The sequence below is a fragment of the Pseudahrensia aquimaris genome, from assembly GCF_042676045.1.
Classification (GTDB): domain Bacteria; phylum Pseudomonadota; class Alphaproteobacteria; order Rhizobiales; family Rhizobiaceae; genus Pseudahrensia; species Pseudahrensia aquimaris.
In genome coordinates this window covers 283387-309561 of record NZ_JBHTJV010000002.1, presented here as the reverse complement: position 1 = coordinate 309561, position 26175 = coordinate 283387, and the positions used below count along the sequence as shown (strand labels likewise).

The 26175-nt window shown below is 56.8% G+C and carries 27 protein-coding genes; 12 read left to right on the top strand and 15 right to left on the bottom strand.

Translation table 11 applies throughout. The features are described from left to right. Positions 1-67 precede the first annotated feature (67 nt). The 6 genes from ftsY to ACFQ14_RS01290 form a co-directional block, all read right to left on the bottom strand. On the bottom strand, positions 68-1915 hold the full coding sequence (gene ftsY / locus ACFQ14_RS01315; protein ID WP_377210891.1) for a signal recognition particle-docking protein FtsY: 1848 nt from the start codon (positions 1913-1915) through the stop codon (positions 68-70). Between the two features lie 9 nt (positions 1916-1924). After that, positions 1925-3220 carry a tRNA (N(6)-L-threonylcarbamoyladenosine(37)-C(2))-methylthiotransferase MtaB gene (mtaB, locus tag ACFQ14_RS01310; protein ID WP_377210890.1) on the bottom strand — a complete coding sequence of 432 codons (1296 nt, stop codon included), beginning with the start codon at positions 3218-3220 and terminating at the stop codon, positions 1925-1927. Beyond that, entirely contained in the window at positions 3217-4089 is an 873-nt protein-coding gene (gene dapF, locus ACFQ14_RS01305) for a diaminopimelate epimerase (RefSeq protein WP_377210889.1), read from the bottom strand. The genes mtaB and dapF overlap by 4 nt, the downstream gene beginning before the upstream one ends. Positions 4090-4136: 47 nt before the next feature. Then, entirely contained in the window at positions 4137-4802 is a 666-nt protein-coding gene (locus ACFQ14_RS01300) for a GNAT family N-acetyltransferase (RefSeq protein ID WP_377210888.1), read from the bottom strand. Further along, positions 4766-5857 carry an MBL fold metallo-hydrolase gene (locus ACFQ14_RS01295; protein WP_377210887.1) on the bottom strand — a complete coding sequence of 364 codons (1092 nt, stop codon included), beginning with the start codon at positions 5855-5857 and terminating at the stop codon, positions 4766-4768. The genes ACFQ14_RS01300 and ACFQ14_RS01295 overlap by 37 nt, the downstream gene beginning before the upstream one ends. Before the next feature lie 96 nt (positions 5858-5953). After that, positions 5954-6139 (bottom strand): hypothetical protein, encoded by a 186-nt coding sequence (locus ACFQ14_RS01290; RefSeq protein WP_377210886.1) that lies wholly within the window; start codon positions 6137-6139, stop codon positions 5954-5956. A 337-nt stretch (positions 6140-6476) separates the two neighbouring features. Here ACFQ14_RS01290 and ffh point away from each other — a divergent pair, with 337 nt between their 5' ends. The 9 genes from ffh (at position 6477) to ACFQ14_RS01245 (ending at position 11927) form a co-directional block, all read left to right on the top strand. Continuing rightward, positions 6477-7988, top strand: a complete 1512-nt coding sequence (ffh, locus tag ACFQ14_RS01285) for a signal recognition particle protein (protein ID WP_377210885.1) — start codon at positions 6477-6479, stop codon at positions 7986-7988. Further along, entirely contained in the window at positions 7985-8536 is a 552-nt protein-coding gene (locus ACFQ14_RS01280) for a GNAT family N-acetyltransferase (protein WP_377210884.1), read from the top strand. Before ffh ends, ACFQ14_RS01280 begins: the two co-directional genes overlap by 4 nt. 8 nt (positions 8537-8544) lie before the next feature. After that, complete coding sequence (locus tag ACFQ14_RS01275; protein ID WP_377210883.1) at positions 8545-8835, top strand: chorismate mutase; 291 nt, start codon at positions 8545-8547, stop codon at positions 8833-8835. 35 nt (positions 8836-8870) lie between these two features. Further along, the gene (rpsP, locus tag ACFQ14_RS01270) at positions 8871-9362 is read left to right on the top strand and encodes a 30S ribosomal protein S16 (protein ID WP_377210882.1); all 492 of its coding nucleotides are present in this window, start codon (positions 8871-8873) and stop codon (positions 9360-9362) included. Positions 9363-9456: 94 nt separating this feature from the next. Beyond that, positions 9457-9993 carry a ribosome maturation factor RimM gene (gene rimM, locus ACFQ14_RS01265; RefSeq protein ID WP_377210881.1) on the top strand — a complete coding sequence of 179 codons (537 nt, stop codon included), beginning with the start codon at positions 9457-9459 and terminating at the stop codon, positions 9991-9993. Next, positions 9993-10529: an RNA 2',3'-cyclic phosphodiesterase gene (thpR, locus tag ACFQ14_RS01260; RefSeq protein ID WP_377210880.1), complete on the top strand. Its 537-nt coding sequence runs from the start codon at positions 9993-9995 to the stop codon at positions 10527-10529. The genes rimM and thpR overlap by 1 nt, the downstream gene beginning before the upstream one ends. Positions 10530-10574: 45 nt before the next feature. Further along, positions 10575-10889, top strand: coding sequence for a 4a-hydroxytetrahydrobiopterin dehydratase (locus tag ACFQ14_RS01255; protein WP_377210879.1), 315 nt, complete (start codon positions 10575-10577; stop codon positions 10887-10889). Next, complete coding sequence (locus ACFQ14_RS01250; RefSeq protein WP_377210878.1) at positions 10886-11338, top strand: hypothetical protein; 453 nt, start codon at positions 10886-10888, stop codon at positions 11336-11338. The genes ACFQ14_RS01255 and ACFQ14_RS01250 overlap by 4 nt, the downstream gene beginning before the upstream one ends. Next, on the top strand, positions 11319-11927 hold the full coding sequence (locus tag ACFQ14_RS01245) for a tetratricopeptide repeat protein (protein WP_377210877.1): 609 nt from the start codon (positions 11319-11321) through the stop codon (positions 11925-11927). The genes ACFQ14_RS01250 and ACFQ14_RS01245 overlap by 20 nt, the downstream gene beginning before the upstream one ends. A gap of 3 nt (positions 11928-11930) precedes the next feature. Here ACFQ14_RS01245 and ACFQ14_RS01240 read toward each other — a convergent pair whose 3' ends face one another. The 9 genes from ACFQ14_RS01240 to ACFQ14_RS01200 all read right to left on the bottom strand — a co-directional run bounded on the left by ACFQ14_RS01240 (position 11931) and on the right by ACFQ14_RS01200 (position 21891). Next, positions 11931-12716 carry an SDR family NAD(P)-dependent oxidoreductase gene (locus ACFQ14_RS01240; RefSeq protein ID WP_377210876.1) on the bottom strand — a complete coding sequence of 262 codons (786 nt, stop codon included), beginning with the start codon at positions 12714-12716 and terminating at the stop codon, positions 11931-11933. Positions 12717-12785: 69 nt separating this feature from the next. Beyond that, complete coding sequence (locus ACFQ14_RS01235; protein WP_377210875.1) at positions 12786-14273, bottom strand: M48 family metalloprotease; 1488 nt, start codon at positions 14271-14273, stop codon at positions 12786-12788. Next, positions 14245-14775: a thermonuclease family protein gene (locus tag ACFQ14_RS01230; protein ID WP_377210874.1), complete on the bottom strand. Its 531-nt coding sequence runs from the start codon at positions 14773-14775 to the stop codon at positions 14245-14247. The genes ACFQ14_RS01235 and ACFQ14_RS01230 overlap by 29 nt, the downstream gene beginning before the upstream one ends. Positions 14776-15015: 240 nt before the next feature. Further along, positions 15016-15642, bottom strand: coding sequence for a 2-dehydro-3-deoxy-6-phosphogalactonate aldolase (locus ACFQ14_RS01225; protein WP_377210873.1), 627 nt, complete (start codon positions 15640-15642; stop codon positions 15016-15018). After that, positions 15639-16559 (bottom strand): 2-dehydro-3-deoxygalactonokinase, encoded by a 921-nt coding sequence (locus ACFQ14_RS01220; protein ID WP_377210872.1) that lies wholly within the window; start codon positions 16557-16559, stop codon positions 15639-15641. Before ACFQ14_RS01220 ends, ACFQ14_RS01225 begins: the two co-directional genes overlap by 4 nt. Then, complete coding sequence (locus ACFQ14_RS01215) at positions 16559-18706, bottom strand: alpha-galactosidase (protein WP_377210871.1); 2148 nt, start codon at positions 18704-18706, stop codon at positions 16559-16561. The genes ACFQ14_RS01220 and ACFQ14_RS01215 overlap by 1 nt, the downstream gene beginning before the upstream one ends. Before the next feature lie 6 nt (positions 18707-18712). Continuing rightward, positions 18713-19579, bottom strand: coding sequence for a carbohydrate ABC transporter permease (locus tag ACFQ14_RS01210; protein WP_377210870.1), 867 nt, complete (start codon positions 19577-19579; stop codon positions 18713-18715). Next, complete coding sequence (locus ACFQ14_RS01205) at positions 19579-20580, bottom strand: carbohydrate ABC transporter permease (protein WP_377210869.1); 1002 nt, start codon at positions 20578-20580, stop codon at positions 19579-19581. Before ACFQ14_RS01205 ends, ACFQ14_RS01210 begins: the two co-directional genes overlap by 1 nt. A gap of 72 nt (positions 20581-20652) precedes the next feature. Further along, positions 20653-21891: an ABC transporter substrate-binding protein gene (locus tag ACFQ14_RS01200; RefSeq protein ID WP_377210868.1), complete on the bottom strand. Its 1239-nt coding sequence runs from the start codon at positions 21889-21891 to the stop codon at positions 20653-20655. Positions 21892-22175: 284 nt separating this feature from the next. On the opposite strand from ACFQ14_RS01200, the gene ACFQ14_RS01195 reads away from it, so the two are divergent. The 3 genes from ACFQ14_RS01195 (at position 22176) to ACFQ14_RS01185 (ending at position 26113) form a co-directional block, all read left to right on the top strand. Continuing rightward, positions 22176-22985 (top strand): IclR family transcriptional regulator, encoded by an 810-nt coding sequence (locus tag ACFQ14_RS01195; RefSeq protein ID WP_377210867.1) that lies wholly within the window; start codon positions 22176-22178, stop codon positions 22983-22985. A gap of 61 nt (positions 22986-23046) precedes the next feature. Then, positions 23047-24132 (top strand): ABC transporter ATP-binding protein, encoded by a 1086-nt coding sequence (locus ACFQ14_RS01190; RefSeq protein ID WP_377210866.1) that lies wholly within the window; start codon positions 23047-23049, stop codon positions 24130-24132. Between the two features lie 16 nt (positions 24133-24148). Then, a complete protein-coding gene (locus ACFQ14_RS01185) occupies positions 24149-26113 on the top strand; it encodes a beta-galactosidase (protein ID WP_377210865.1) in 1965 nt (654 codons plus the stop codon). The last annotated feature ends 62 nt before the right edge of the window (positions 26114-26175 follow it).

Genomic DNA, 26175 nt, shown 5'->3' with positions numbered 1-26175 from the left:
GACGACGCCATCGCCTGATGAGTGCAAGACGTTGATAGCACGGCTTTTGAAACCGAGAAAGTTCGGTTTACGACAAACCAGCGATCGAACGCGCAAAATCGCGGGCCTCGAACGGCTCAAGATCGTCCACACTCTCGCCAACGCCCAAAAAGTAGACGGGCAATTGGTGCTTGGCCGAAATCGCCACCAGAATGCCGCCCCGCGCCGTGCCGTCGAGTTTGGTCATCACCAAGCCGTTCACGCCAGCAACGTCCTTGAAAATATCCACCTGATTAACGGCGTTCTGGCCCGTGGTCGCGTCGAGTGTCAGCAGAACCGTGTGGGGCGCTGTCGGGTCTTGCTTGCGGAGCACGCGGATGATTTTTTCCAACTCATCCATCAACTCTTTCTTGTTCTGCAAACGTCCCGCTGTATCCATCAGCATCACATCGCGCCCCTCTTCGCGGGCCTGATCGTAAGCATCGAACGCGAGGCCCGCAGCATCGGAACCGAGAGGACGCGAGACAACGGGGGACTGCGTACGCTCACCCCAGATTTTGAGCTGCTCAATGGCCGCAGCGCGGAACGTATCGCCCGCCACCAGCAGAGTAGAGAAGCCCGCGTCATAGAGCTTTTGTGACAACTTACCGATGGTCGTGGTCTTGCCCGAACCGTTCACCCCAACCACCAAAATCACATGCGGCGTGTGATCGAGATCAAGTTCGAGTTCAGCCGCGACGGGTGTCAAAACTGTCTCGATCTCAGCCGCCATAAACTCACGCACTTCCTCGTCGCTCACGTCTTTGCCCATGCGTTGGCTGGCGAGTTTGTCGGTCACGTTCATGGCCGTCTCGACGCCCAGATCCGCCTGAATGAGTATGTCTTCCAGTTCCTGAAGCGTGTCTTCGTCCAGCTTGCGCTTGGTGAAAACCGCCGTGATGTTTTCCGTCAGGCTGGATGAGGATCGCGTCAGCCCGTCCTTGAGGCGCTTGAACCACGTCTTCTTGGGAGCAGGCTCATCGCCCGTTGACGCCGCCACAGGCTCTGGCTCTGGCTCTGGCTCTGGCTCTGGCTCTGGCTCTGGCTCTGGCTCTGAAACAGCCGCATCTTCTGCCTCGGCAGCCAAGCGCTCATTCTCTGCCCGTTCGGCCTCGGCAAGCTCCGCAGCCAAGCGTTCTTCCTCTGCACGCTTGGCCTGTGCCGCCTCCTCGGCTAGACGCGCCTGCTCAGCACGCTCAGCCTCTTGCGCAAGTTTCTCTTCCTCAGCTTTACGTGCCTCTTCCGCCCGCTTCTCTTCAGACAGCTTTTCCTCAGCAGTGCGTTTTGCAGCCTCTTCCTTCTTTGCCTGCGCGCGCTCCAAGCGTTCGGCCTCGTCAGCCTTTTCCTTCTCCGCCTTTTCCTTGGCAGCGTCCTTCTCAGCCTTTTCCTGTTCGGCCTTTGCTTTGGCCGCTTTTTCTTCAGCCGCCTTTTCCTCGGCAACCCGCTTAGCCTCAAGCTTCTCGGCCTCAGCCTTTTTAACAGCAAGACGCTCCGCTTCTTCCTTTGCCCTTTCGTCCGCCTCAGCAGCCGCTTTCTCAGCAGCGGCCTCTTGAGCAGCGAGTTCTTCCTGCGCGATGCGCTCGGCTTCCAGCGCCTGCGCTTCAGCCGCTTCCCGCTCGGCCTTCAGCTTTGCAAGACGTTCCGCCTCGGCAGCAACTTCATCAGGACCGGGAACATCCTTGATCGGCGTGATGCCCGCGTCGCCGGTCAGATCAGCGCCGGCCTCTTCGTCGGTGATGACAGTGCTGGCGGCTTCCGCATGGGCCACCACAGGCTCGTTCGGAGCGGGCGCCAGCGCGGTGTCTGAAGTTGCGTCCTCAACCTCCTGAAGCGGCGGCTCCTCGTCTTCCTTCTTCTTCTTTCCAAACTTGAAGAGCCGTTTAAGAAAACCTGCCATTTTGTCCCCTTACGCCGCTTGTTCGGCGTCGATGATGTGTGCGGTCAAACGCTTGCCGTCGTGGCCATCCATTTTGGCCATCACGAAGTTGCCCGCCTCGGCACCTTCCAACACAACCGGCGTAAACTGCTCGGTGCGCGCCAGCGACCCGCTCTCCACCAAGACCCGCTGCGTTTTGCCGATCTGGCTGTCGAGAAACGCGCCCAATGCTTCGCTGCCCTTGGTGCGCAAAATTTTCGCCCGCTCTTTAACCAAGCCACGGTCCAGTTGCGGCATCCGCGCTGCGGGAGTGCCTTTGCGGGGCGAGAAAGGAAAGATGTGCAAATGGGTCAATCCAGCTTCATCGATGATGTCAACAGAACGCGCGAACATCTCATCGGTTTCCGTTGGGAAGCCCGCGATGATGTCGGCGCCGAACACCATATCCGGTCGCGCCGCGCGCATGTCTTGGCAAAAGCGGATCGTGTCATCGCGCAAATGCCGCCGCTTCATGCGCTTCAAAATCATGTCGTCGCCGGATTGCAACGAAAGATGCAAATGCGGCATCAGGCGCATATCGCCCGCAATCGCCTCGGTCAGCGGTTCATCCACTTCGATAGAATCAATCGACGACAGCCGCAGCCGCGCCATGTCCGGCACGCCTTTGAGAAGCGCCTGCACCAATCTTCCCAAAGATGGAGCACCGGGCAGGTCGCCGCCCCAAGAGGTCAGATCAACACCAGTGAGCACGATTTCGCGGTAGCCATTGCCGACCAGTTTCTTCACCTGCTCCACCACTTCGCCAGCGGGAACCGAGCGGGAATTGCCGCGGCCATAAGGGATGATGCAGAACGTACAGCGGTGATCGCAGCCGTTCTGAACCTGCACAAAAGCCCGCGTGCGCCCTTCGATGGATTCCACCATATGAGACGCCGTCTCCCGCACTGACATGATGTCGTTGACCCGCACTTTTTCAAATTGGTTGACGCCAAAGTCCGGCAGCGCCCGATAATTGTGCGCGTGCAGCTTTTCCTCATTTCCGAGAACCAGATCAACCTCGTCCATCAGCGCGAAGTCATCAGGGTCCGTCTGCGCTGCACAGCCGGAAACGATGATCCGCGCCTGCGGGTTTTCCCTCCGCGCACGGCGGATGGCAGCCTTGGCGTCGCTCACCGCCTTGCCCGTCACCGCGCATGTGTTGACGATGATAGCCCCGCCTTCGAGGCTCTCAAGGCCTGCCACCTTCGCTTCGCGGCGCATGACTTCGGATTCATAGGCGTTGAGCCTGCACCCGAATGTCATCACATTGACAGGCCGCCCGCTCATGCCGCCTGCTCCCATGCGCCGGTGGCTGGGTTAAACGTGCCGGAGAATTCATGTTTTGCGCCGCCCGTCATGATGACGAAATTATCCTCACGCCATTCGATGATCAGATCGCCACCGGGATTGCGCACTTTCACCACGCGTCCGGTTCGCCCCGTCCGCGCCGCGTTCACCGCAGCCGCGCACGCGCCAGAGCCGCAGGCCAATGTTAGGCCCGTGCCACGCTCCCATGTTCGGATGGTGAGTTCGTTTTCGCCTGTCACCTGCGCTAGCGTGATGTTGGCGCGGTCTGGAAAGATCGGATGGTTTTCCAAAAGCGGACCAAAACGGTCCAGCGCATAGGAATTGACGTCTTCTTTCACCCAAAACACAGCGTGGGGATTGCCAATGCTCATCACCGAGGGCGTGTGCAGAATTGGATTATCAATCGGGCCGATCTGCAATTCGATGTTGCGCGTGTCGTAAAACTCCTCCGCCAGCGGGATCTGGTCCCACTCAAAGCGCGGTACGCCCATATTGACGCTGATCATACCGTCTTCGCCAATTTGCGCATCTATGATCGCACCGGAAATCTTGAACTTGAACCCGGTCGCTCCCGTCTCTCCAGCCAGCCACGAGACAACACAGCGTGTGCCGTTTCCGCACGCTCCGGCAGTCGAGCCATCGGCGTTGAATATTTCGATATCCGCATCCCGGTTTGGGTTGAGCGGCGAATAGACTGCCATGAGTTGATCAAAATGGGTTGCTTCGTCACCCGCCAGCGCAATCGCCGCTTCGGGCGTCACCCTGTCCGCACGCCCGCGCATATCGGCAACGATGATCTTGTTGCCAATACCATTCATTTTAAAAAAGGGTGCGTGTGTCTCGCTCATAACCGGCACTATATGGCGAAAGCTGGCGGCAATTGCCAGATGGCGCGTCAGCTTTGCCGCGCCAGCGGAATTTGGCTTGCAGCGGAACGCTTAATCGTGCCTTGCAGGCGCGGGTCGGGATAGACGAGATCTTCGTGCCCGATCACCGCAAAGCCGCGCTTGAGATAGTTTTGCAAAGCCAGAGGGTGGTCGAGCGAGCACGTGTCCAAGGTAAGTGGCACGCTTGCCCGCTGGGCAGCGTAGCAGATGCAGGCGTTCAGCAGATAGCGCCCCAGTCCGCCGCCCACGAAATCCGGTAGCAAGCCGAAATAATTGATGTTGGTGGAAGCCTCATTGGCAAAATCCAACTCGAAGTAACCTGCCGTTTCGCCGCCAACTTGGAGAACGACCAGATGGATCGTCTCAGGCGCGATGGCCGCCGCAAGCCTCTCGTCACTCCAGACCCGCCGGTCGCCCCATAAATAGTCTTCACCAACGCCGTTGTAGAGTGAGCGGTAGAGTTCAACGCTCGGGTTTTCGATCCGCTTTAAATGCAGATCATCGCGCGGAGTGCAAAGCGGCTCCACGTCCTGTGGCCGGTCCATGCGCAGATACCAGCGGTGGACCGGCAGATGGCCCACCGGCACATCGTCGCGCGCCCATTGCCGTTCCCATTCGCGCTCGTAGTCTGAAGTCACTAGGTCGATACCGTCTTTTTCTTCGGTATCTCCCAAACTTCGCCCGGCTGGAGCGCGCGGAAGGCATCTTCCGCCACGCCATGCTTTTCTCTTGCAGCCGCAAGATCAGAAAGCTGGTCTTCGATGCTCTCATTGGTCAGCTGGAACGTGCCCCAATGGTGGCCAAGCGTATAAGCTGAGTCGCAAAGCATATGGCCCAAAACCGCTTCGTCGGGATTTTGGTGCTGATGTTGCATGAAGCCACGGGGCTCGTAGGCACCGAATGGCAGAATGGACAGCCGAAACCCACCATACTTTTCCTTCATCGCGCGGTAGTTGATGCCATCATGAAAGCCGGTATCACCCACATGGTAGATCAAGCCGCCAGGGGTGTTGACCACAAAGGCAGCCCACAGCGCGTTGCGCCGGTCTGCAATACCCCGCGCAGACCAATGGTGTGCAGGCTCGAAACTCACTTCCGCGTTATTGGCCAGCGAGATCGTATCGCCCCAATCGCCGATGGCAATCTTGAAGGCCGGATCATGCCCCTTCAAAATCGCATCATTGCCCAATGGCGTGACGATGAGTGGGTCAAAAGCCGCTTTCAGCTTCGAAAGCGTGATCAAATCAAGATGATCGTAATGATTGTGGCTCAGCAGCACGGCATCAATCGGCGGCAGGTTGTCGAAATCGATCCCGGGCGGGTTCACCCGCGCCGGTCCGGCCCACTGAAAGGGGCTGGCCCGCTTTGACCACACGGGGTCGGTCAGGATGTTCAGACCAGCCGTCTGCACCAAAACAGTTGCGTGGCCAACAAAGGACACCCGCATGTCGTCACCTTCAACCCGCTTGGGCGGTGTATCATTGAACGGTGATGGGTACGACGAAGGCCACTTCTTACGACCCCCACCCAATTGCCATTTCACAAGGTCCACAAAACCCTTTGGCTCGTGACCATCAGGATTGAAAAACCGAACGCCATCGAAATGATCGCTAACCGGTCCGTCATAGTATGAATTTTGAGATCGGGCAGCTGTAACGCCCATCGTGGTAGCGGCTGCGCCACCCAGACCAACAAGGCCAGCGCCCTTGAGAAATTTTCTTCTTTTCATGGGCGTCTGTTTGCGCTGCAAGCGGTCAAAGTGTCAAACGGAACGATGCCGCAGCGTTTGAAGAGACCTAGCCATACAAAACAGCGAAATGGTCTATCAGTAGGGATAAACGTCCAGCGCGACAGTCGGTGCCGGAGAGACTTCGACGGGGCCAACCGGACCAATCTTGGCTTTAATATCGTCGCTGCGTCTGTAGCCGATGGCAGCTGACAGTTTTCCACTCTTGTAGACGCTCGTATCCGCGAGAGCAGCGTTTTGCATCTTTCTTTCATAGTCAGACATGATTTTCTTCCTCGAACTGCGTTTCACTTGACGTGTCCCGCCCCGGAACAACTCATCTGTACGTCGATTGTGGCAATTCGACAGTGCGCAATATCACATTGCCGAGAACGCTGTGTGACTTGACACTTTCCCGCGCCTGCTCTTTATAGCGCCCACCAGACAATACCTTTTGTCAAAGAGCCACCGACCGGTCCCTCGCCCGCATGGGAGTTTCGAGCCACCGGAGGTCACCACCCGCCAGCGATATTCGCCCGCGGGTGCTTTTTGCGTATGGTTTTTGAACGGTCCGTGCCTATCTCGATAGGGTTGGCATCAGAATGTGAAACTGGAAGACGCAATGTTTGAATCCCTTTCCGATCGCTTGAGCGGTATCTTTGACGGCCTGACCCGCCGCGGTGCCCTGTCGGACAAGGACGTCGGCACAGCGTTGCGCGAAGTGCGCCGCGCACTCATCGAAGCTGATGTGGCGCTGGAAGTGGTGCGCCAGTTCACCGAAGCCGTGCGCGAAAAAGCTGTTGGTGCCGAAGTCGTAAAATCCGTGACGCCGGGCCAGATGGTCGTCAAAATCGTCCACGACGAGCTTGTTGCAATGCTGGGCGAAGAGGCGGAACCGGTTTCACTGAACGCGCCGTCCCCCGTCTGCATTATGATGGTGGGCCTGCAAGGCTCCGGTAAGACGACGACAACCGGCAAACTCTCGCTTCGGCTGCGCGAAAAGCAGAACAAAAAAGTTTTGATGGCCTCGCTCGACGTGCGCCGCCCTGCTGCTCAAGAGCAATTGCGCCAATTGGGCGAACAGACGGGTGTGGAGACACTGCCCATCGTTGAGGGCCAAAGCCCTGTCCAGATCGCCAACCGCGCTATGCAGGCAGCAAAACTCGGCGGCTTTGACGTGGTCATGCTGGACACAGCAGGCCGCACGCACATTGACGAGCCGCTGATGGCCGAAATGGCCGAAATCCGCGATGCGGCCGACCCCCATGAAATTCTGCTGGTTGCCGACAGCCTGACCGGCCAAGACGCCGTGAACCTCGCCGAGAGTTTCAACAAGCGCGTTGGCGTGACCGGTATCGTGCTTACCCGCATCGACGGCGATGGCCGTGGCGGTGCCGCGCTTTCCATGCGCGCGGTGACCGGCAAGCCAATCAAACTGATGGGCACCGGCGAGAAAATGGACGCGCTCGAGGATTTCCATCCCAAGCGCATCGCCGATCGCATTCTCGGCATGGGCGACATCGTTTCGCTCGTTGAAAAAGCCTCTGAAACCATCGACGCCGAACAGGCCGAAGCGATGGCCAAGAAGATGCAGAAGGGTCTGTTCGACCTTGACGATCTTTCCCAGCAGCTCGGCCAGATGGCCAATATGGGCGGCATGGGCGGCCTCATGGGCATGATGCCCGGCATGAAAAAGATGAAACAGGCCATTGACGGCGCGGGCATTGATGACAGCGTGTTCAAAAAGCAGCAGGCGATTATCTCGTCGATGACACGCCATGAGCGCAAAAACCCCAAGGTTCTCAACGCTAGCCGAAAAAAGCGCATCGCCGCCGGGTCGGGTTCATCGGTTCAGCAGGTCAACCAATTGCTCAAAATGCACCGCCAGATGGCCGACATGATGAAAGCCATGTCCGGCAAAAAAGGCAAAGGCATGATGGGTAAAATGGCAGCCGCCATGGGCATGCCGGGAATGGGCGGCATGGGTGGCCTTCCAGACGCTTCACAGATGGACCCAAAACAGCTTGAAGAAATGGCTCGCCAGATGGGCGGTAGCGGAATGCCCAAACTCCCCGGACTTGGCGGCGGCAAACTGCCCGGACTTGGCGGTGGCTTCGGGGGAAAGAAAAAGTGACTGCTTTTCCTACCCTTGAAACCGAGCGCCTTGTTCTTCGCGGTTGGCGCGAGAAAGACTTGAAAGCGATTGTCGAAGTCTTCAGCGATGCACAGCATGCCCGTTATATCGGCGGCAAGCTCAGCGAGGAAACTTGCTGGCGCATGATGGCGAAATTCATTGGCCATCAGGCACTACGAGGCTTCTCGCTCTATGCGGTCGAAGAAAAGAAATCGAATATCTGCATCGGTTGGGCAGGGCCTTGGTGTCCCAAAGGCTGGCCGGAAAACGAAATTGGCTACACCCTCGTTCCATCGGCCACCGGTCAGGGATATGCCCGCGAAGCAGCGGGGCGCGCATTGCAGCACGCGTACAATGATTTGGGCTGGACCACTGCCATAAGCTTGATTGATTCTCATAATGAGGGCTCAAAGACCGTAGCGCGCTCTTTGGGCGCCATCCATGACGGCGATGCCACCGTGCACGGCGAAGAGCGCTTTGACGCTCAAGTGTGGCGTCACCTTCCGCCGGATGCCTTCCGCAAACGCATGGAAGGATCGCTTCATTGAGCACGCATATGACCCCGCTTGAACAACTCACCCAGCACCGCAAATCCATCGACAATTTCGATGCGATCCTTATCCACACGCTTGCCGAGCGCTTCCGCAAGACCAAGCAGGTCGGATTGCTGAAAGCCGAACACGATCTTCCAGCGTCTGACCCCAGCCGCGAAAAGCAACAGATCGAACGCCTTCGTGCATTGGCCGAACAGGCCGATCTGGACCCCGATTTTGCCGAAAAATTTCTCGAATTCGTCATTCGCGAAGTCATTCAGCATCACAAACAAGCTGCCGACCGGCAGTCGTAAATTCAACGAACATGAACACCTAAGGAACTAAACTCATGGCTACCAAAATTCGTCTCGCCCGTGGCGGCTCAAAAAAGCGCCCCTATTACCGCATCGTTATCGCAGATGTGCGCTCGCCCCGTGACGGCCGTTTCATCGAAAAAGTGGGTTCTTACAACCCGCTTTTGCCAAAAGACAACGCAGAGCGCGTAACGCTGGTTGAAGACCGCATCAAGCATTGGCTCGACAACGGCGCGCTGCCGACCGACCGCGTTGCCCGTTTCCTCGACGAGGCAGGTATCATGAAGCGCGATGCTCGCGACAACCCGAAGAAAGCCCTGCCCGGCAAGAAGGCGCAGGAGCGCGTTGAAGAGAAGAAACAAAAAGAAGAAGACGCCAAGGAAGCCGCGGAAGCTGCCAAGGCCGAAGCTGAAGAAGCAGCGAAGGCCGCAGCCGAAGCACCGGCAGAGAAAGCTCCCGCTGCTGAGGAAGCTCCAGCGGAAGAAGCGCCAGCCGAAACTCCTGCTGAAGAAACTCCTGCTGAATAAGCCTCTTTTCTGCACTACATTCGAGAAGGGCGGTGGCTTTGAAGCCATCGCCCTTTTTCTTTGTCTCATCGCTCGCTATTGAGAACCCATGGAAATGAAAAAACCCATCCTGATGGCCCAGATTGGCGCGCCACACGGCGTGAAGGGAGAAGTGCGCGTCAAACCATTCAACGAAGACCCACTCGCTCTGGACGCCTATGGCTCGCTTTACGACAAGGACGGCCGCAAGTTCAAAATCATGCGCCTTCGGGCACAAAAGACGATGCTGGTGGTGAAATTCAAGGGCGTGAGCACCCGCGAAGAGGCCGAAGCACTCAACCGTGTGGAACTCTTCATCGACCGTTCCATGCTGCCCGACGTAACGGAGGAAGACGAATTCTACGTTCAGGACTTGATCGGCTGCGATGTGCTGGAAAATGACGGAACACGCGTTGGTAACGTCATGGCTGTACCGGATTTTGGTGCGGGGGACTTGCTGGAAATCGCCCCGTTAATGGATGGCGGTGGACTGGGATCAAACACTTGGTTTTTGGAATTCACGCAAGCCAATGTTCCGGTCGTTGACCTGGAGAACCGCCGGATCATAATCGCTCCACCAACTGAAATCTCAGAGCGTGACCCGGACGAATAATGCCTCGCCTATTCACCGGCATTGCCTTGCCCATGATGCACAAAACAGCACTGTCAATTCTACAATCGGGCGTGCCAGAAGCACGCTGGATTGACACTTCCGACATGCATATCACGTTGCGCTTTATCGGGGATGTGACGCCCACCTTGGGCAATGAAATCGCTGAAGCTCTGGCCCGCGAGACGTGGGCGGCACCCAACATTGTGCTCACCCGGCTGGACAGTTTCGGCAAAGGAAAGCCACGCTCGCTCCATGCAGCTGTTGCCAAGGATGAGGCATTGACGCGCTTGGCGCGCGTCCATGAAACGCTGATGCAGCGACTTGGCCTTCCACCGGAGACGCGCAATTTCATGCCCCATATCACGCTCGCCCGCGGTCGGGGCTGGAGCGCCTACGATGTAGAGACGTGGCTCGCCACAACCGCCCTGCCCGCACTGCCGCCGTTTCAGCCGGACCACTTCAATCTCTATTCAGCCCGCGAAAGCCGCGGCGGCGGACCCTATGTTATAGAAGCGCGCTACCCTTTGGCACCTTGATCGGATGCGCCTCCTATCCCATCTTCAGGCCCCATGGAGGAACGAATGGCAAACAAACTCACAGAAGACGAACGCAGAGCGCTCACAGAAGACGAACGCAGAGCGGCCTTGGCCGATCTATCGCAGTGGAGCGCCGTTCATGGCCGCGACGCGATCCACCGCAAATTCGTATTTGGCAATTTTGTCGAGGCATTCGGCTTCATGACGAAGGCAGCGATCCATGCCGAGAAACTGAACCATCATCCAGAGTGGTCAAACGTCTACAAGACCGTGGAGGTGACACTCACCACTCATGATGTTGACGGTCTTAGCGATCTGGATGTGAAACTGGCGAAGGTTATGGATGGTTTAGCGTCATGAAGCGCCGCTCGTTTCTGCAAGCCATTGGCGCTGCGGCCTTACTACCTGCCATGCCAAAAATCGCGAGTGCCAAGCTCGCGCCAACACACGCAGCAGTCGATCCAGCACTCTACAAATGGGCCGAAATGATCGTGCGTGCGCACAATCAAAGCAGCACAGGAATGTTGCAGCGCCTGCTGCATATGGAAGCCGCGAACGCGAACGCTATGCAAGCCGAACTCATCAAGCAGGGCGTTCTGGTGCCGAAAGCAAACGCCTTCGGCATCCATACGGCCGTCAAACCGCTCTACGAAGGCGCCTTCGTGAAGCCGCACAATCCAGAGCCCCAATGGGCCAAGGCGCAGATCGAGCAAGAGGAAGCGGTTGATCCTTCAATCGAGGCAGACGAACAGGCCATGATTGCCATGTTGGCGGCTGTGGACGCTCATGATGCCCGCGAACTTAGCTAAACCAAAAGCAGTACACGCTTTTCCCTCGACGCTGCTCGCGCTCTTGGCCGTCCTTGTTCTCATCGCCATCACAACAGCCCAGAGCGCCGATCCAGCCCGCCCAATACCCGATGGTTTTGACCGAGAGGCGTCGCTCAACGCCGTATTTGCGGAAATGGGCAAGGCCAGCAACGAGACCCAAGGCAACGTCGCGTCGGAGAAAATGTGGGCCGTCTTCATGCTCACGCCGGATGCCACCAGCGCGGCGATTATGAACCGTGGCCTGCGGGCTCGTGAGCGGTTCGATCTGGAAGTCGCATTTGGTTTTTTCTCGCAAGTCATCCAAAGCCAACCGAATTATGCGGAGGCCTGGAACCAACGGGCTTACATCCATTTCGTTCGCAAGCGCTACGACGAAGCACTTGCCGATTGCACGAAAACGCTGGAATTGGAGCCACGGCACGTCGGTTGCATGGCCGGCATTGCACGGATCCATCTGATCCGAAAAGACTATGCGCGGGCCGACACTTTCATCCGCCGCGCTATTGCTCTGCACCCGTGGATTGCGGATCGGGTCATGTTGAAAGAAATTCCGCTTGAAAGGCTCTAGCTTCTATTTAGGCGCCATGCGGATCGCGCCATCGAGGCGGATGCACTCGGCATTCATCATGGCGCTTTGACAGATGAACTCGACCAACTCGGCATATTCCTCCGGCTTGCCCAAGCGAGAGGGAAACGGCACCGACGCGGACAATGCCTTAACGGCATCTTCCGGCAGACCTTCGAAAAGGGGGGTTTTGAACAGACCGGGCAAAATCGTGTTCACCCGAACACCTTCACGTGCCAGATCGCGGGCAATCGGCAAGGTCATACCCTTCACGCCACCCTTTGACGCGCTGTAAGCCGCTTGGCCGATTTGACCGTCTTCGGCGGCAACGGAAGCTGTGTTGATAATCACACCACGCTCACCGTCCTCCGTGATCGGCTCTTCGCCAACCATGCCTGTTGCCGCATGGGCGATGCAGTTGAAGGTGCCGATCAGATTGATCTGGATAACCTTTGCAAAAGCCGCGAGGTCGTGCATTCGGGCAGCCCCGGTTTCCCGGTCGCGGGAGACGGTCTTCATCGCAACGCCAATGCCAGCGCAATTCACCAGGATGCGTTCTTGGCCGTGGGCAGCGCGGGCGGCCTCAAAGCCATTGGCGACGCTGTCCGTGTCGGTCACATCAACATGACAGAACGAGCCGCCAATCTCCTTGGCAACGCTTTCGCCGCGCTCATCGTTCAAATCAAAAATCGTAACCCGAACTCCGTGAGCCGCCAGCATACGTGCGCTTGCTTCGCCAAGGCCGGAGGCTCCACCGGTGACAACGGCAGAAAGGGGACAAGACAATTTCATGGGGGCGCTCCGCGCAAAGGAAATGGTAGAGCCACCAACTAATCAAACGCACACCACCCTAGCAAGGGCTTAGCTGTCGGAAATGATTTTGACCAAAGTGCCCGCTGTAATCCGCTCGTTGGGCGACAATCCATTCAGCGCACGGAACAACAACTCAGGCTTTGACACGCCTTTCATTCGCCGTGCGAGACTGTTCACCGTATCGCCCGGCTTGGTCTCCACAACGCGCACTTTCAGCGGCTTCAACGCAGCCTTTTGTGCATCGGTCAATCGACGGAAGGAGCCGGCAATTTGGGCTCCAAGCGCGGAAATATCAGGCTGGGATTTCGGCACCGCAAGAATGAAGCGGAACATGCGACCTTCTTTTGCAATCACCGTGACAGCAAACTGCCAGTCGCCTGCGATCGCACGGCCAAAAGCTGCCGGTTGCCCATCAATGGAAAGCGGACGAACGCTAGCGGCCTGCAAACCATTGACCCAACCGGATTTCAGATAAGCCACGGGGTCAACCCGTCCGTTAGACGCAACAGCATCAAAGCGAAGCGCTCGTTCACCGGGAGCAGATGCCAGAACTGCCGTTGACTGATTGACCAACTCAAATGGCTCTGGAACCTCAAACGTGATGCCCAGCTTCACATGCGAAAACCGCTGGCCCCGCACATAGCCCTCGTTGGCCGTGTCACCATAGACCAGCCCGTCCAGCCCGCGCAGATAGCGTTTGCCATTGCGCTTGCCCGTTCCAACAGGCCCAATAGCACGGGCGTGGCGACGCGCCAATTCCACCCGTTGTGGAGTTGATGGGTGCGAACTCGACATATCATCGCCGCTGTTGTTGGAAGCCGAGCGCCACGATGTATACCGCTCCATATTTTCCAAAAACCGCGCCGAGGCAAACGGGTCGTAGCCCGCCTTGCCCAACAGCTTGATGCCAACAGCATCAGCCTGCAATTCCTGCGTCTGGGAAAAACTCGCCATGCGGTTGGACACACGAACCCGCGCCAGTTTTCCCGCCACTTCGTTGGAGACAACATCGTTGACGACCCGCTCCGCCACCTCGTTGGCCTGCGCCTGCTCGCGGCGTTCAATGCCGTGATTGCTGGTCACATGGGCGATCTCGTGGGCTAGCACTGCCGCCACCTCTGCCTCGTCGTTGGCCAATGCCAACAATCCGCGTGTGACGTAAAGATATCCACCCGGTAAAGCGAAGGCATTCACTTGGGGCGAATCCAGCACCGTGATGTCATAGGCGCGGGCATTGTCGCCGGAGCTTGAAACCAAGGCGCCGGCTACAGGAGCAAGCAGTCGCTCCATCGCGGGCGATTTGAAAGCACCGCCATGAGCGGCAAGAATTTTGGGATGCTGTTTTGCACCCAGCTTCGCTTGCGGATCTTTCGCACGCTGGCTTTCGAACGATACAGGCGCCTCGCCAGAAACCGCAGCCTGAAGATCATCGGCAGAATCCAGCGTGGTGCACGCGCCCAAAAGCAGCAGGCCTAGCAGAGCTGCGCTGCGCGCAACAAATTTGCAGTTAGTCTTCAATGCTGATCTGCGCCTCATGAAAAATCCGAATCATCGGGCCGCCGCTTTCCTCTAGCACACCACGAATACGGATGCGCTTTCCCTTCAACGCCACCAATTCGTTGATATCGCCCCGATACGCTTCCCGCCCCTTTCGGCGCACAAAGCCTGTGAAGTCCTCCGACCACTTTTGACCGAAATTGAGGTAAAGACGTGACGAGCGGTCGCCAATACTTTGCACAACTCCTTCTACCAATACCATTTGCCCACTTTTGGCAGAAATCGCAGCGACATCTTGGCTTTGAAAAACCTTCATTTTCCCGCTCCAGACACCCTTTTTTGCTGCAATCGCCTCACGTTCCAGCCGCATCATTTCATCCACGCATTCGGACCGCCCCGCCTGCCCGTCGAAAATCGCCGCGCCGGCTTTCAGCGCCTTGCCCTGAACCCAACGGTCTTTGATGAAAACATGTGCGCTGTAGCGCTTGTAGCGGTCGGGCTTTTCGGAAATCCCGTAAAGCTCGACGGTCGAACCAGACATTAGAAAGTCTTTGCCAAGACGACTGGAAAATAACCTGACGTTTTTCAGCGAGAAAAGCCGTGCATCGCCCTCAATTGAAAACTTGAAAGGACTGCCTGAAACAATCTTCCCGGTTAAAGGCTCACCCGTTTTGCAAGGCTGCGAATACGCATTGCCACAGGCAAAGAGGAGAAAAATGATAGAGCGGAGCAGCGTCATCAGATGATTGTGGCAAAGCCGCTCGCCCGATGCAAAGCCGCACTAGCCGACAGCAGCGTCATAGGCCGCTACAAAGGCGCGGGCGTGTTCGCCCACCTGTTTCGCACCCCAGCCCGGTTTGAAGATATTGGAACCGATGCCAAAGCCATTCGTGCCTGCCGCCAACCACTCACCAATGGTCGGCACGCTCACACCGCCGACGGCATAAACAGGGCAATCGGGCGGCAAGACAGCCTTGATCGCCTTTATTCCATCAGGGCCATGGATGCTCGCGGGAAAGAACTTCAACCCATGGGCACCAGCATCCAGAGCGGCGAAGGCTTCGGTCGGTGTGAACACGCCCGGGAAGGATACCCCGTCGCGCTCCACCGTGCGGCGGATCACGTCTTCACGCATATTGGGCGAGACGATCAGACGGCCTCCAGCCTCGAACACTTCATCGGCTTGCTCGACAGTTAAAACCGTGCCGGCGCCAATCAACGCCCGCTCGCCCATCGCATCGGCGAGCACGCGAATGGATTGCAGCGGTTGCGGCGAATTGAGCGGCACCTCGATCATGCCAATGCCAGCATCCCAAAGTGCTGCGCCAATGGCGACAACATCGTCAGGCTTGACCCCGCGCAGAATAGCAACAAGCGGACGGTGCTGAGCGGTAGCGGGATGTGTCATAGGTTTAATTCCATTAAATTGGCCGCCTGGGCAATCGAAAACAGCGCAGGCCAGACAAGATCAGTGCCTTTGTAAACGGTCACCTCCCACGCCAAAACCTGTGCGCCCGCAGCATACAGCCTTCCCAATTCGCCTGAAGCGATGATGGTCAGACTCAAGTCGTCAAAGCCGTCTTTTACAGCTGCGGCAAATTCAGCTCCAATCAGTGTGCCGGAGAGTTTAGCTGCCCCTTCACCCAAACCTTCACCAACGATCAATTGCCCCGCACGAATGCCAAAAAACCGCGACCAGTCGCTTCCGTTGGTGAAAAACACATCGCCGAAAGCGACTCTGAACGCGGTGTCATCCAGAGGCGCTCCACTGTCGTCAATCGAGTGGCTAAGAATCGTGTGCTTGGACAGCGCGGAATATATTTCGCCGGTCATATAGGTTTGAAAATCGACAATCCGCCCGCTGTCCAGCCGCGCCCATTTTGAATGGGTGCCGGGCAACACAACAGTGCCGGAGAAATCCGGTTCGCGGGCGATAAGGCCGGCAAGCTGCGCCTCCTCACCGCGCATAACGTCATGTCCGGAAGCCTTGTGACGGACCGTCAAGCCTGGAACGATAGTCACAAGGCGTTCACCCACTTTGAAGCTGCTCAACGCACCAGCCAACTCATCGGTGGATGCAGGACACTCCAGATACTTCGCCTCATGCCAGCCTTGGCGGCTGCCGACCATGCCGCATGCTACCGCTGGAACATTCGGCCAGCCCTCGGTCAATTCATCAAACCGCGCTTCGAATTCAGCCGCCGTGAAATGCCCGACACCACTTTCGCCGTTGCGCTCTTCGAGCGCCTGCCCGTCAGCACCCAGAAGCGCGGCGCGCACATGCGTCGTTCCCCAATCGAGAGCAATAAGGACGCCGGACCCCATCACACCGCCTCCACCGCCAGCGCCACGCCGGTTTGCGCGTAGAGAACGGGAAGCTGCACTCCTGCTGCGCTTAACACCGATCCGCTCAACACCAGTTTCCCATCGAGCAACGGATTATCGAATTTGCGGCTTGCATGAAGAGCCACATGATCTGGCGTTTGCAGGGTCACCGCATAGTTCAATTCGGGGTCCAAACCTGGTATCGCAATCGCAGGCGGCACCACGGCGCGGGGACGGTCAATCTGCATCATGACAACCCGCGCAGAACGCTGGTCAGCGCTCACCACCGCTGCGCCCAGCAAATCTGCATCGACCGTGTCGATGCGGTGGAATGCGCCACCGTGCCAAAGCCCACGGTCCTGTTTGTAGCGTTCCACAGCGTTTTTGAAGATTGCCATATCGTCGGGGTCAATCTTCGTCAGATCAAGCTCCAGGCCCATATGCCCATAGCTCGCCACCAGTGCACGGAAATGCGGGTGAAAACCGCGGCCCGATGTGTGGCACCAAGCGGGGCCGATATGACTGCCCATCACTTCCGGCGGGAGAAAATAAGAAAAGCCGGTTTGGATGCGCGTGCGCTCCACGGCATCGTTGGAATCCGACGTCCAGAAACGGTGGGTACGCTTCAGGATTTCATAGTCGATGCGCCCGCCCCCTGATGCGCAGCTTTCGATTTCCACATGGGGAAAGGCCGCGCGCAGCCGGTCAATCAGGCGGTAGAGTTCGCTCGTCTGCCGATGCACCGCCGCGTTGCCGGAACGATCGCCCGGCAGAACAAGATCGCGATTCATGTCCCATTTGAAATAGGAGATGCGGTATTCGCTGAGCAGGCTGGAGAGCCGCTCATACAGATAATCGGTCACTTCCGTATTGGTCAGATCGAGCACGAATTGATTGCGGCCCGTCATGGACGGATACGGGTCAACCCTCAAAATCCAGTCGGGATGCGCGCGGTAAAGGTCGCTGTCCGGGTTGACCATTTCCGGCTCCACCCAAAGGCCAAACTCCATGCCTTTCTTATCGACCACATAGTCGACAATCGGGTGCAGGCCGTTGGGATATTTCTTCTCGTCGGGATACCAGTCGCCCAGCGAAGTCGTGTCGTCGTTGCGTCCTTTGAACCAGCCATCATCCAGCACATAACGCTCGGCACCGACCTCCTGCGCTGCATCGGCAAGCGCTTTAAGGCGGTCGAGGTCATGATCGAAATACAGCGCTTCCCATGTATTCACCGTCACGGGGCGCGGCTTATTCGGGTCGGGGAATCTAAGCACATTCTCGCGCACATAAGCGTGAAACTTCTGGCTCATATCGTTCAGGCCATGATCGGACTGGGCAACGTAAATCTCTGGCGATAAAATTGTCCCACCCTTAGGCACGATGCCTTCGCGAGAGAAATGCAACACGCCCATCTGAAGCTGGCACTCGCCCGTAGTCATACGCTCCAAGACCATCCGGTGATTGCCGCTCCAGCCCATATGGACGCCGAGGCAACGACCGGATTCCTCGTCCGTTGTCGGCGTCAGCATAACCGTGCCGGGAAACGCCTCATGGCTAGTGCGCCCGCGCCGGTTTTCGCTTTTGACCAGACCCATAGGCACCGCGCGACGGTCGATGTGAAATTCCGCGCACCAGCGGCCATGAAAGTGCAAATATTCGCTGTAAAGCTGCGGCACGGGAATGATCGGCGCGCTCATCCAGTCCACGACGATATCGCTCTCACCATCGTTCATCAGCTTGTTTTTGAACACCGCCACCCCTGAATGGGAGCAGAGCCGGCAGGTGATTTCCAGCACCAGACCGCGATGCTGATCATAGCAGCGAAATTCCACCCCGCCGTCGATTTCGCTCATCCGCGAAAACAGAAACTGCCCTGCCCAACCGGCCTGCACTGAACCCCGCCGGTGAGCGATCAGGCCCGGATGGCCCATGAAGCCACGCGAGATTTCCGGCTGCATGGAAATCGGCGCGTGCTCATCCAGCGTCGCGTGACCGCGCGGCCGCGAGCGCGAGCGGGCAAACATTTCCAGATCGAGATCATCGGAAAGCCGCGAGCCAAAATAGATAATTTCCGGAACGCCCTCGGTCCAGCCAAACAGAATCGTGGTCGCCTCGCTGTCGAGACGATGGGTGTAGACTGCGCCCATCGGCGTTTATCCCTTCGTGGCGCCGAGCGTCAGGCCCGCGATAAAGTGCTTTTGGGCGATGAAGAACATGATGACCGGCGGAATGGCCGCCATCAGTGCGGCAGCGGAGTAGAGGCTGTAGCGGGTCAAATATTGGCCCTTGAGCGATTCCATGCCCGCTGTGATCGGCTTTGCTTCATCGCCGTTGGTCAGCACCGTCGCCCAGAAGAAATCATTCCAGATAAAGGTAAAGATCAGCACAGCCAAAGCCGCCAAAGCCGGGCGTACGAGAGGCAAAACGACATGCCAGAAAATCTTGAATTCACCGACACCCTCAATGCGCGCAGACTCAATCAACTCAAAGGGCAGCGCCTTGATAAAATTGCGCATGAAGAGCGTGCAGAAACCAGTCTGAAACGCAGAGTGAAAGAGGATCAACGCCCAAACGGTGTTGTAGACGCCGATATTTTCCGAGAACTCGCGAACCGGCACCATGAGGATTTGAAACGGCACGAAATTGCCAGCCACGAACAACATAAAAAGTGGGATGGAGAGGTTCTTCCCAAAGAACGGCACTTTATAGATCGCCAGCGCGTAGCCAGCGAGACAGGCAAGCGACACAGACAGGATAACTGTAGGCACCGTTACCAAAAACGAGTTGATGAGATATTGCAGCGCCTTCGTCTCGCGGAAAACTTGGGCATAGTTTTCAATCAGCAGAAAATCAGTCGGCCAGCCAAAGACATTGCCCGAAGTGATGTCTGTCTCCGGACGTATCGATGTCATGAAAATCGCGATCAGCGGAAGCAGCCAGATGAACAACGCTACCGGAACGAGAACGTTGTAGCCTATCTGCCAACCTGTCGATGACTTCTGTATCTGAGTGGGAAACATCAGTGCTCTCCCTTCTCGTCTTGATACATCCGCCACAGAAAATAGCTGATGTAGAAGAGCATGATGAGGAACAGCACTGTCGCAATCGCAGCACCATAGCCGTAGCGGAAGCCAAACTCGGATAGCGCCACTTCATACATGTAGTAGGCCAGCACATTGGTGGAGCCGACACCCGGTCCGCCTTGCGTCATGATGGCGATCATATCGAACGAGCGCAGCGCACCGATTACCGTCACAACAACAGCGATGAATGTAGCGGGGCGCAATTGCGGCAGGATGACATACCAAAGCATCCGCCAACCCTTTGCGCCATCAAGACGGCCCGCTTCAACCTGATCGGGCGAAACGTTGTTCAGACCGGTCAGATATAAAATCATGCAATAGGCGATTTGCGGCCAAAGACCTGCGGCGATGATGCCGTAAGTTGCGTATTCTTCGCTCGCCATCAGCGCAGGCGGATCAACTGAACAACGGGTCGATAAATTGCCAACAATGTTGACCACCTGCTCGCAGAAGAAAAAGCCCCAGACTTTGCCAACGACCCCGAATTCTGGATTGTAGAACCAGAAGAACACCAATCCAACAACGACCTGCGAGATCACGAAGGGAAAGAAGAACAGAGATTTGTAGATGCGCATTCCGGGGGTTGTCTGGTTCAGGAACAATGCGATGAAGAGGCCGGCAGGCACGGCCAGCATGAACAGCAACAGCCAAAGAATGTTGTTCTTTAACGAGGTCCAGAATTTCTCGTCGTCCAGCAACCGCTCATAATTGGCCATGCCGACCCACTCAGCCTGTTCCGCAACAAGACCGTCCCACTTGTAGAACGAAAGCGAAATCGAGCCGAAAATTGGAATAATCACGTAGATCATGAAGAAGATCAGCGCGGGCGCAAGAAACAGCCACGGCGCGATTTTCAAACGGTTGCGGGCGTAGAAGCTGCGCGTATCAACAGCGCGTTCAACGGGTGCGCGCGCATCGGTTGCTAGTGCTGTGGTCATGATCTTAGCCACCTCCCCGCAGCGTAAAATTGTTGGGCGCGCTGGATTACCCAACGCGCCCAAAAGCTAGTTCTATTTGTACACTTCTTCCTGAACCTTATCGAGGCGTGCCAGAATTTCTTCCAACTTGCTCGGATCGTTCATGAACTGCTGGAAGCCTTCCATGCCAGCTTTGGCCATAGCGGCAGGTGCATCGCGGTCGTAGAACTGGGCGAGACCTGCAGCAGTAGAAACTGTTTCCATGCCCTGTTGGATAAACTTGTCATCCGACACTTCGGCTTTCGAGTTCGGCGGCAATTGGCCAATCGTTGCATTCCACTTGGACTGCACTTCCGGCTGCGCGACAAAGGACAGGAATTTTTTGGCGTTCTCTTTGTTCTTCGCGTTGGCCGGGATGAAGAAAGCATCCGCAGGTGCTTCTTCAGCGCGTGGCATACCGGGCGTGATTTCCGGGAACGGGAAGTAATCAATCTGATCTTCCGTCAAGCCAGCATTCTTGAAACCGTCAACGGCGAAGTTGCCCATCACATACATAGCTGCATCGCCGTTGGCGAAAGGCGCGATAGCATCCTGCCATGACATTGAAGCATGGTTGTTCACAAAAGCGCCCATATCCACAAGCTGCTTCCAGTTGGCAAAAGTCGCGCGGATACGCGGATCCGAATACTTGATTTTGCCGGCTGTCAGATCGTTGTGAACGTCATAGCCGTTTGTGCGCAGGTTCAAATAATCAAACACGCCAGCAGCCGTCCAAAGGAACTTTGTGCCGATGGTGAACGGCGTAACGCCATTGTCTTTGAGAGTTTTCGATGCAGCGAGAAGCTCGTCCCACGTCTTTGGCTCTGAGAGGTTGAGTTTGTCGAAGATGTCTTTGCGGTAATAAATACCCCATTGATAATACGAATAAGGCACGCCCCACTGTTTGCCATCGCGGGTCATCGTCGGCTTGATGGCCTCGAAGCTGGTCGACAGGTTCGGGTCTGAGGCCCAAAGATCGGAGATGTCGGTCATCAAGCCAGCATCCGTGAAAGGCGCCATGCGGTTGCCAGGGTACCACGATGTGATGTCTGGGGCATCGGCTGTGAGAAAGTTGCGAATAGCCGTTTTATGGGCTTCGCGGTCATTGATCGAAACGGTGACGTTTATGTCTGGATTGGCCGCTTTGAAATCAGCGACCGCGTCTTCAAAACCTTTTTTGGGTCCTGGATTCGTATCGTCAAAAATGATCTTCAGATCGCTTGCGAAAGCGGTTGTTGCCATCATGGCAGCAAAGCCAGCCGTCGCAGTGGCTCGGATGAGCGTTTTGAACATTGAAATGTTCCTCCCGGTTACTGGAAATCCGCACCATGCGGCTTCCCGAATTTTTGTCAGCGATTGAGGGAATCAAATCAGCACAACGCAGACGCACCTGCTCGCACCAATAATTCTCAAGCTCCCTATTCTCCCACTGTGCATCTGTCTTCAAAAGACCACAAGCGCAAGATTGACCGTTCAAAATAAGTTCCATTATTTGGAACTCTATTTGACTATACAGAATTATTGAAATATACTCCGCCCTTGTCAACCACACGCCAGCGCCCCAACCCATCACATCCATGTCCGCCGCCGATACAACCACAGCCCTGCAAGACGCACCGCGCCACGACACCGGCACGCTGGGTAAGGCTATGCAGGTTTTGGAAGTGATTGCCACAGCGCAAAAGCCAATGCGTTTCACCGATGTGCTCAAAAAAGTCGACCAACCACGCGGCACACTTCACCGGCAGATCAGCAATCTGATCGAAGAAGGGCTGGTCGATATCAGCGCCGACAATGCCTATACACCCGGAATTCGCCTGCTTAAATTCGCTTCACGTGCGTGGTCGCAAAACACTCTGCGCTCGCTAGCGCAGCCCCATATCGAAGCCCTCCACAAAGCCACTGGCGAGACAGTGCATTTAGGACAGATGGGCGATCTGGAAGTGATCTACCTCGACAAGATCGAGAGCAATCAAACCGTGCGGATGCACAGTCAGGTTGGGAAAGCCTCACCACTTTATTGCACAGGCATTGGAAAAGCCATGCTAGCGCGGCTGCCGTTAGGTGAAGCCAAAGCTCGGACAGCCCGCATAGAGTTTCACCGCTACACGCCCACGACAATCACCAGCGCTACTGCACTGATGCGCGAATTGAACGAGATCAAGACCACCAGCATTTCACACGACCGCGAAGAGCACGAAAGCGGTATCTATTGCGTCGCCGCGTCCATCGCCTCGCCGGACGGAGAAACGATTGGCGGCCTATCGGTCACCGCTCCGCGATATCGCATATCCGATGAAACCATTGGTGAATGGGAGCACTTGGTGCGCTCTGCCGCATACGCAATTGAAAATGACATGGCGCAAAGGCTCGGCCCAAGAAGCTAACAAACGGCTGAACCGAGGCGCAAATTTAAGCGGGTGAAAGTTCGCATTCGGGAGAGAGACAATGGCAGGCGTTCAACTGCACGGGGTGAAAAAATCATTCGGGGATGTTCACGTCATTCACGGCGTAGACCTAACAATCGATGACGGTGATTTCGTCGTTTTCGTTGGCCCTTCCGGTTGCGGAAAATCCACTTTGCTGCGCCTGATATCCGGACTTGAGGAAACCACTGACGGCTCACTTTCCATCAGCGGACGCGACGTCACCCATGTCGAGCCAGCAGAGCGCGGCGTGGCGATGGTGTTTCAGTCTTATGCGCTTTACCCACATATGAGTGTCTACGACAACATGGCTTTCGGCCTGAAAATGGGCGGCGCGGATCCCGAAGAGATCGACCGCCGCGTGCAAGCCGCTGCCGAAATTCTCGAACTGAAGCCCCTGCTGGACCGCAAGCCCAAAGCCATGTCAGGCGGCCAGCGCCAACGCGTCGCCATTGGCCGCGCCATCGTGCGCAAGCCGGATGTGTTTCTGTTCGATGAGCCGCTCTCCAACCTCGACGCCGAATTGCGTGTCCAGATGCGGTTGGAAATCGCCAAGCTCCATAACGACCTTGGCGCAACGATGATTTACGTCACCCACGATCAGACCGAAGCCATGACCCTGGCCGACAAGATCGTAGTGCTGCGGGCTGGCATCGTGGAGCAATACGGCTCACCGCTGGATCTCTACGACAATCCCGACAACGAATTCGTTGCAGGCTTCATCGGCTCGCCGCGCATGAACTTCATCGACGGCGAAGTTGTCAGCACAACCAAGACCAAGGCGAAGGTCACCATGCCATCGCTCGGCGATCTGAAGATCGACGTCGCCACCAGAGACCGCTCACCCGACAAGGGAGAAGCGATAAAAGTCGGCCTTCGCCCGGAACATTTCATAGATGCCAAGGGCGCCAAGCATACGTTCAAAGCACCAACCACCGTGGTCGAGCAATTAGGCGGCGTGTCTTACCTTTATCTCAACATCGGGGGCGGCACGCCGCTGACCGTGGAGCAAAAAGGCCACACCGCCTTCCGCGATGGGGAAGTCGCTCAATTTGGCGTTGACCCTTCAACCGCCATGCTGTTCGGACAGGACGGATTGCGCATCTAACCATCGAGGCACCGCCGTGACGACCATCCAACCCACGCTCGGCGTCTGCTATTATCCCGAACACTGGCCGCAGGAAATGTGGACCGACGATGCGCGGCGAATGGTGGAGACAGGCATCACACACGTCCGCATCGCTGAATTCGCGTGGAGCCGTATGGAGCCCGCCCGCGATCAATTCGATTTCGAATGGCTGGACGAAGCCATTGAGACACTGGGCCAAGCGGGCCTGAAGATCACAATGTGCACGCCCACAGCGACCCCACCCAAATGGCTGGTAGACGAAATGCCCGACATGGTGGCGCTCGACGGAGAAGGCCACCCGCGCGGCTTCGGCTCGCGCCGCCACTACTGCTTTTCCCATCTTGGCTACCGCCGCGAATGTGCGCGCATCACAGAGATTCTCGCCAAACGGTATGGCGGCAATCCCCATGTCGTCGCCTGGCAGACCGACAATGAATACGGCTGTCACGACACGACAATTTCCTACAGCAATGCCGCCCGCGACGGCTTCCGCAACTGGCTGGCGCAAAAATACCAGTCTCCGGACGCGCTCAACCGCGCTTGGGGAAACATTTTCTGGTCGATGGAAGTGTCCGACTTTTCCCAGATCGAACTCCCCAACCTGACTGTGACAGAAGCCAACCCAGCCCACCGTTTGGATTTCCGCCGCTACACGTCCGATCAGGTCGTTGCGTTCAATAAGAACCAGACGGATATCCTGCGCAAATACACCAAAGGCCGCGATATCGTTCACAACTTCATGGGCCGCTATCTCGATTTCGATCACCACGACGTGAGCCAAGACCTCGACGTAGCTTCATGGGATTCATATCCGCTGGGTTTTCTCGAACAGTTCGGCAAAGACAATCCATGGAAGGCGCACTATCTGCGTGCCGGTGACCCTGACTTTCAAGCTTTCCACCACGACCTCTACCGCGGCTGCAAATCACGCTGGTGGGTAATGGAACAACAGCCTGGCCCTGTGAACTGGGCACCGTGGAACCCTGCGCCCTATGAGGGCATGGTTCGGCTTTGGAGCCACGAGGCATTTGCCCACGGCGCGGAAATTGTCAGCTACTTCCGCTGGCGCCAGCCTCCTTTCGCGCAGGAGCAATTCCACACCGCGCTCAACCGTCCCGACAATTCGCCGGACATCGCACTCAGCGAAGCAGCCCAAGTGGCGCATGAGTTGGCCGGCCTGCCGCAGGCGACAACCGAACAAGCCAAAGTCGCGCTCATCTTCGATTACCCGTCAATCTGGGCCACGGAAATTCAACCGCAGGGAGCAGACTATGACGGCTTCAACCGCATCTTCGAAGTCTACCGTTTGCTTCGCATTTTGGGCCTGTCGATCGACGTCATCCCACCCTCTGCATCGCTGGAAGGCTACAAGGTAATCATTGCCCCGCATCTGATTTTCATTTCCGAAGACTTCGTGACACGCGCCAAGGCGAGCGGCGCGAGCCTGCTCTTTGGCCCGCGCTCCGGCTCGCGAACGTTAGACCACCAAATCCCTCCGAATCTGCCACCGGGAAACCTGCAAAACCTGCTCAACGTGAAGGTTCTGCGCGCTGAAAGCCTGCGCCCCCGCTCAATGATAACGCTGGATCATCATCGGGACAAAATGCAGCTTTGGTTCGAGCATTTGGAAACGGGAGACACGGTGGAGATTATCCGAACAACAAATGATGACCGACCCGCCATCACGCGCACTGGCAAGGCAACTTATTTGGCAGGTTGGCCGTTCAGCGAAACCCTGAAACGAACGATTCAAGCAATTTTGAAATACGAAGGCATCGAAACGGTCAGCACCGGATCGGATCTACGCATCCGCGACCGAGGCAATCTACGCACCATCGTAAATTACGGGCCCAAACCCCGCGATGCGTCAGGACTGATCAGTGAGGGCGACGAAATTCTCGTTGGCAGTCGGGAAATAGGAATTGCAGGCGTCACAATCGTACGGCGCAACACGGTTTGAAGTTCTCGAGACTATTTTGATCTATGAGCCGCAATCGCGACCCCTTCCACGTCTTGCAATAG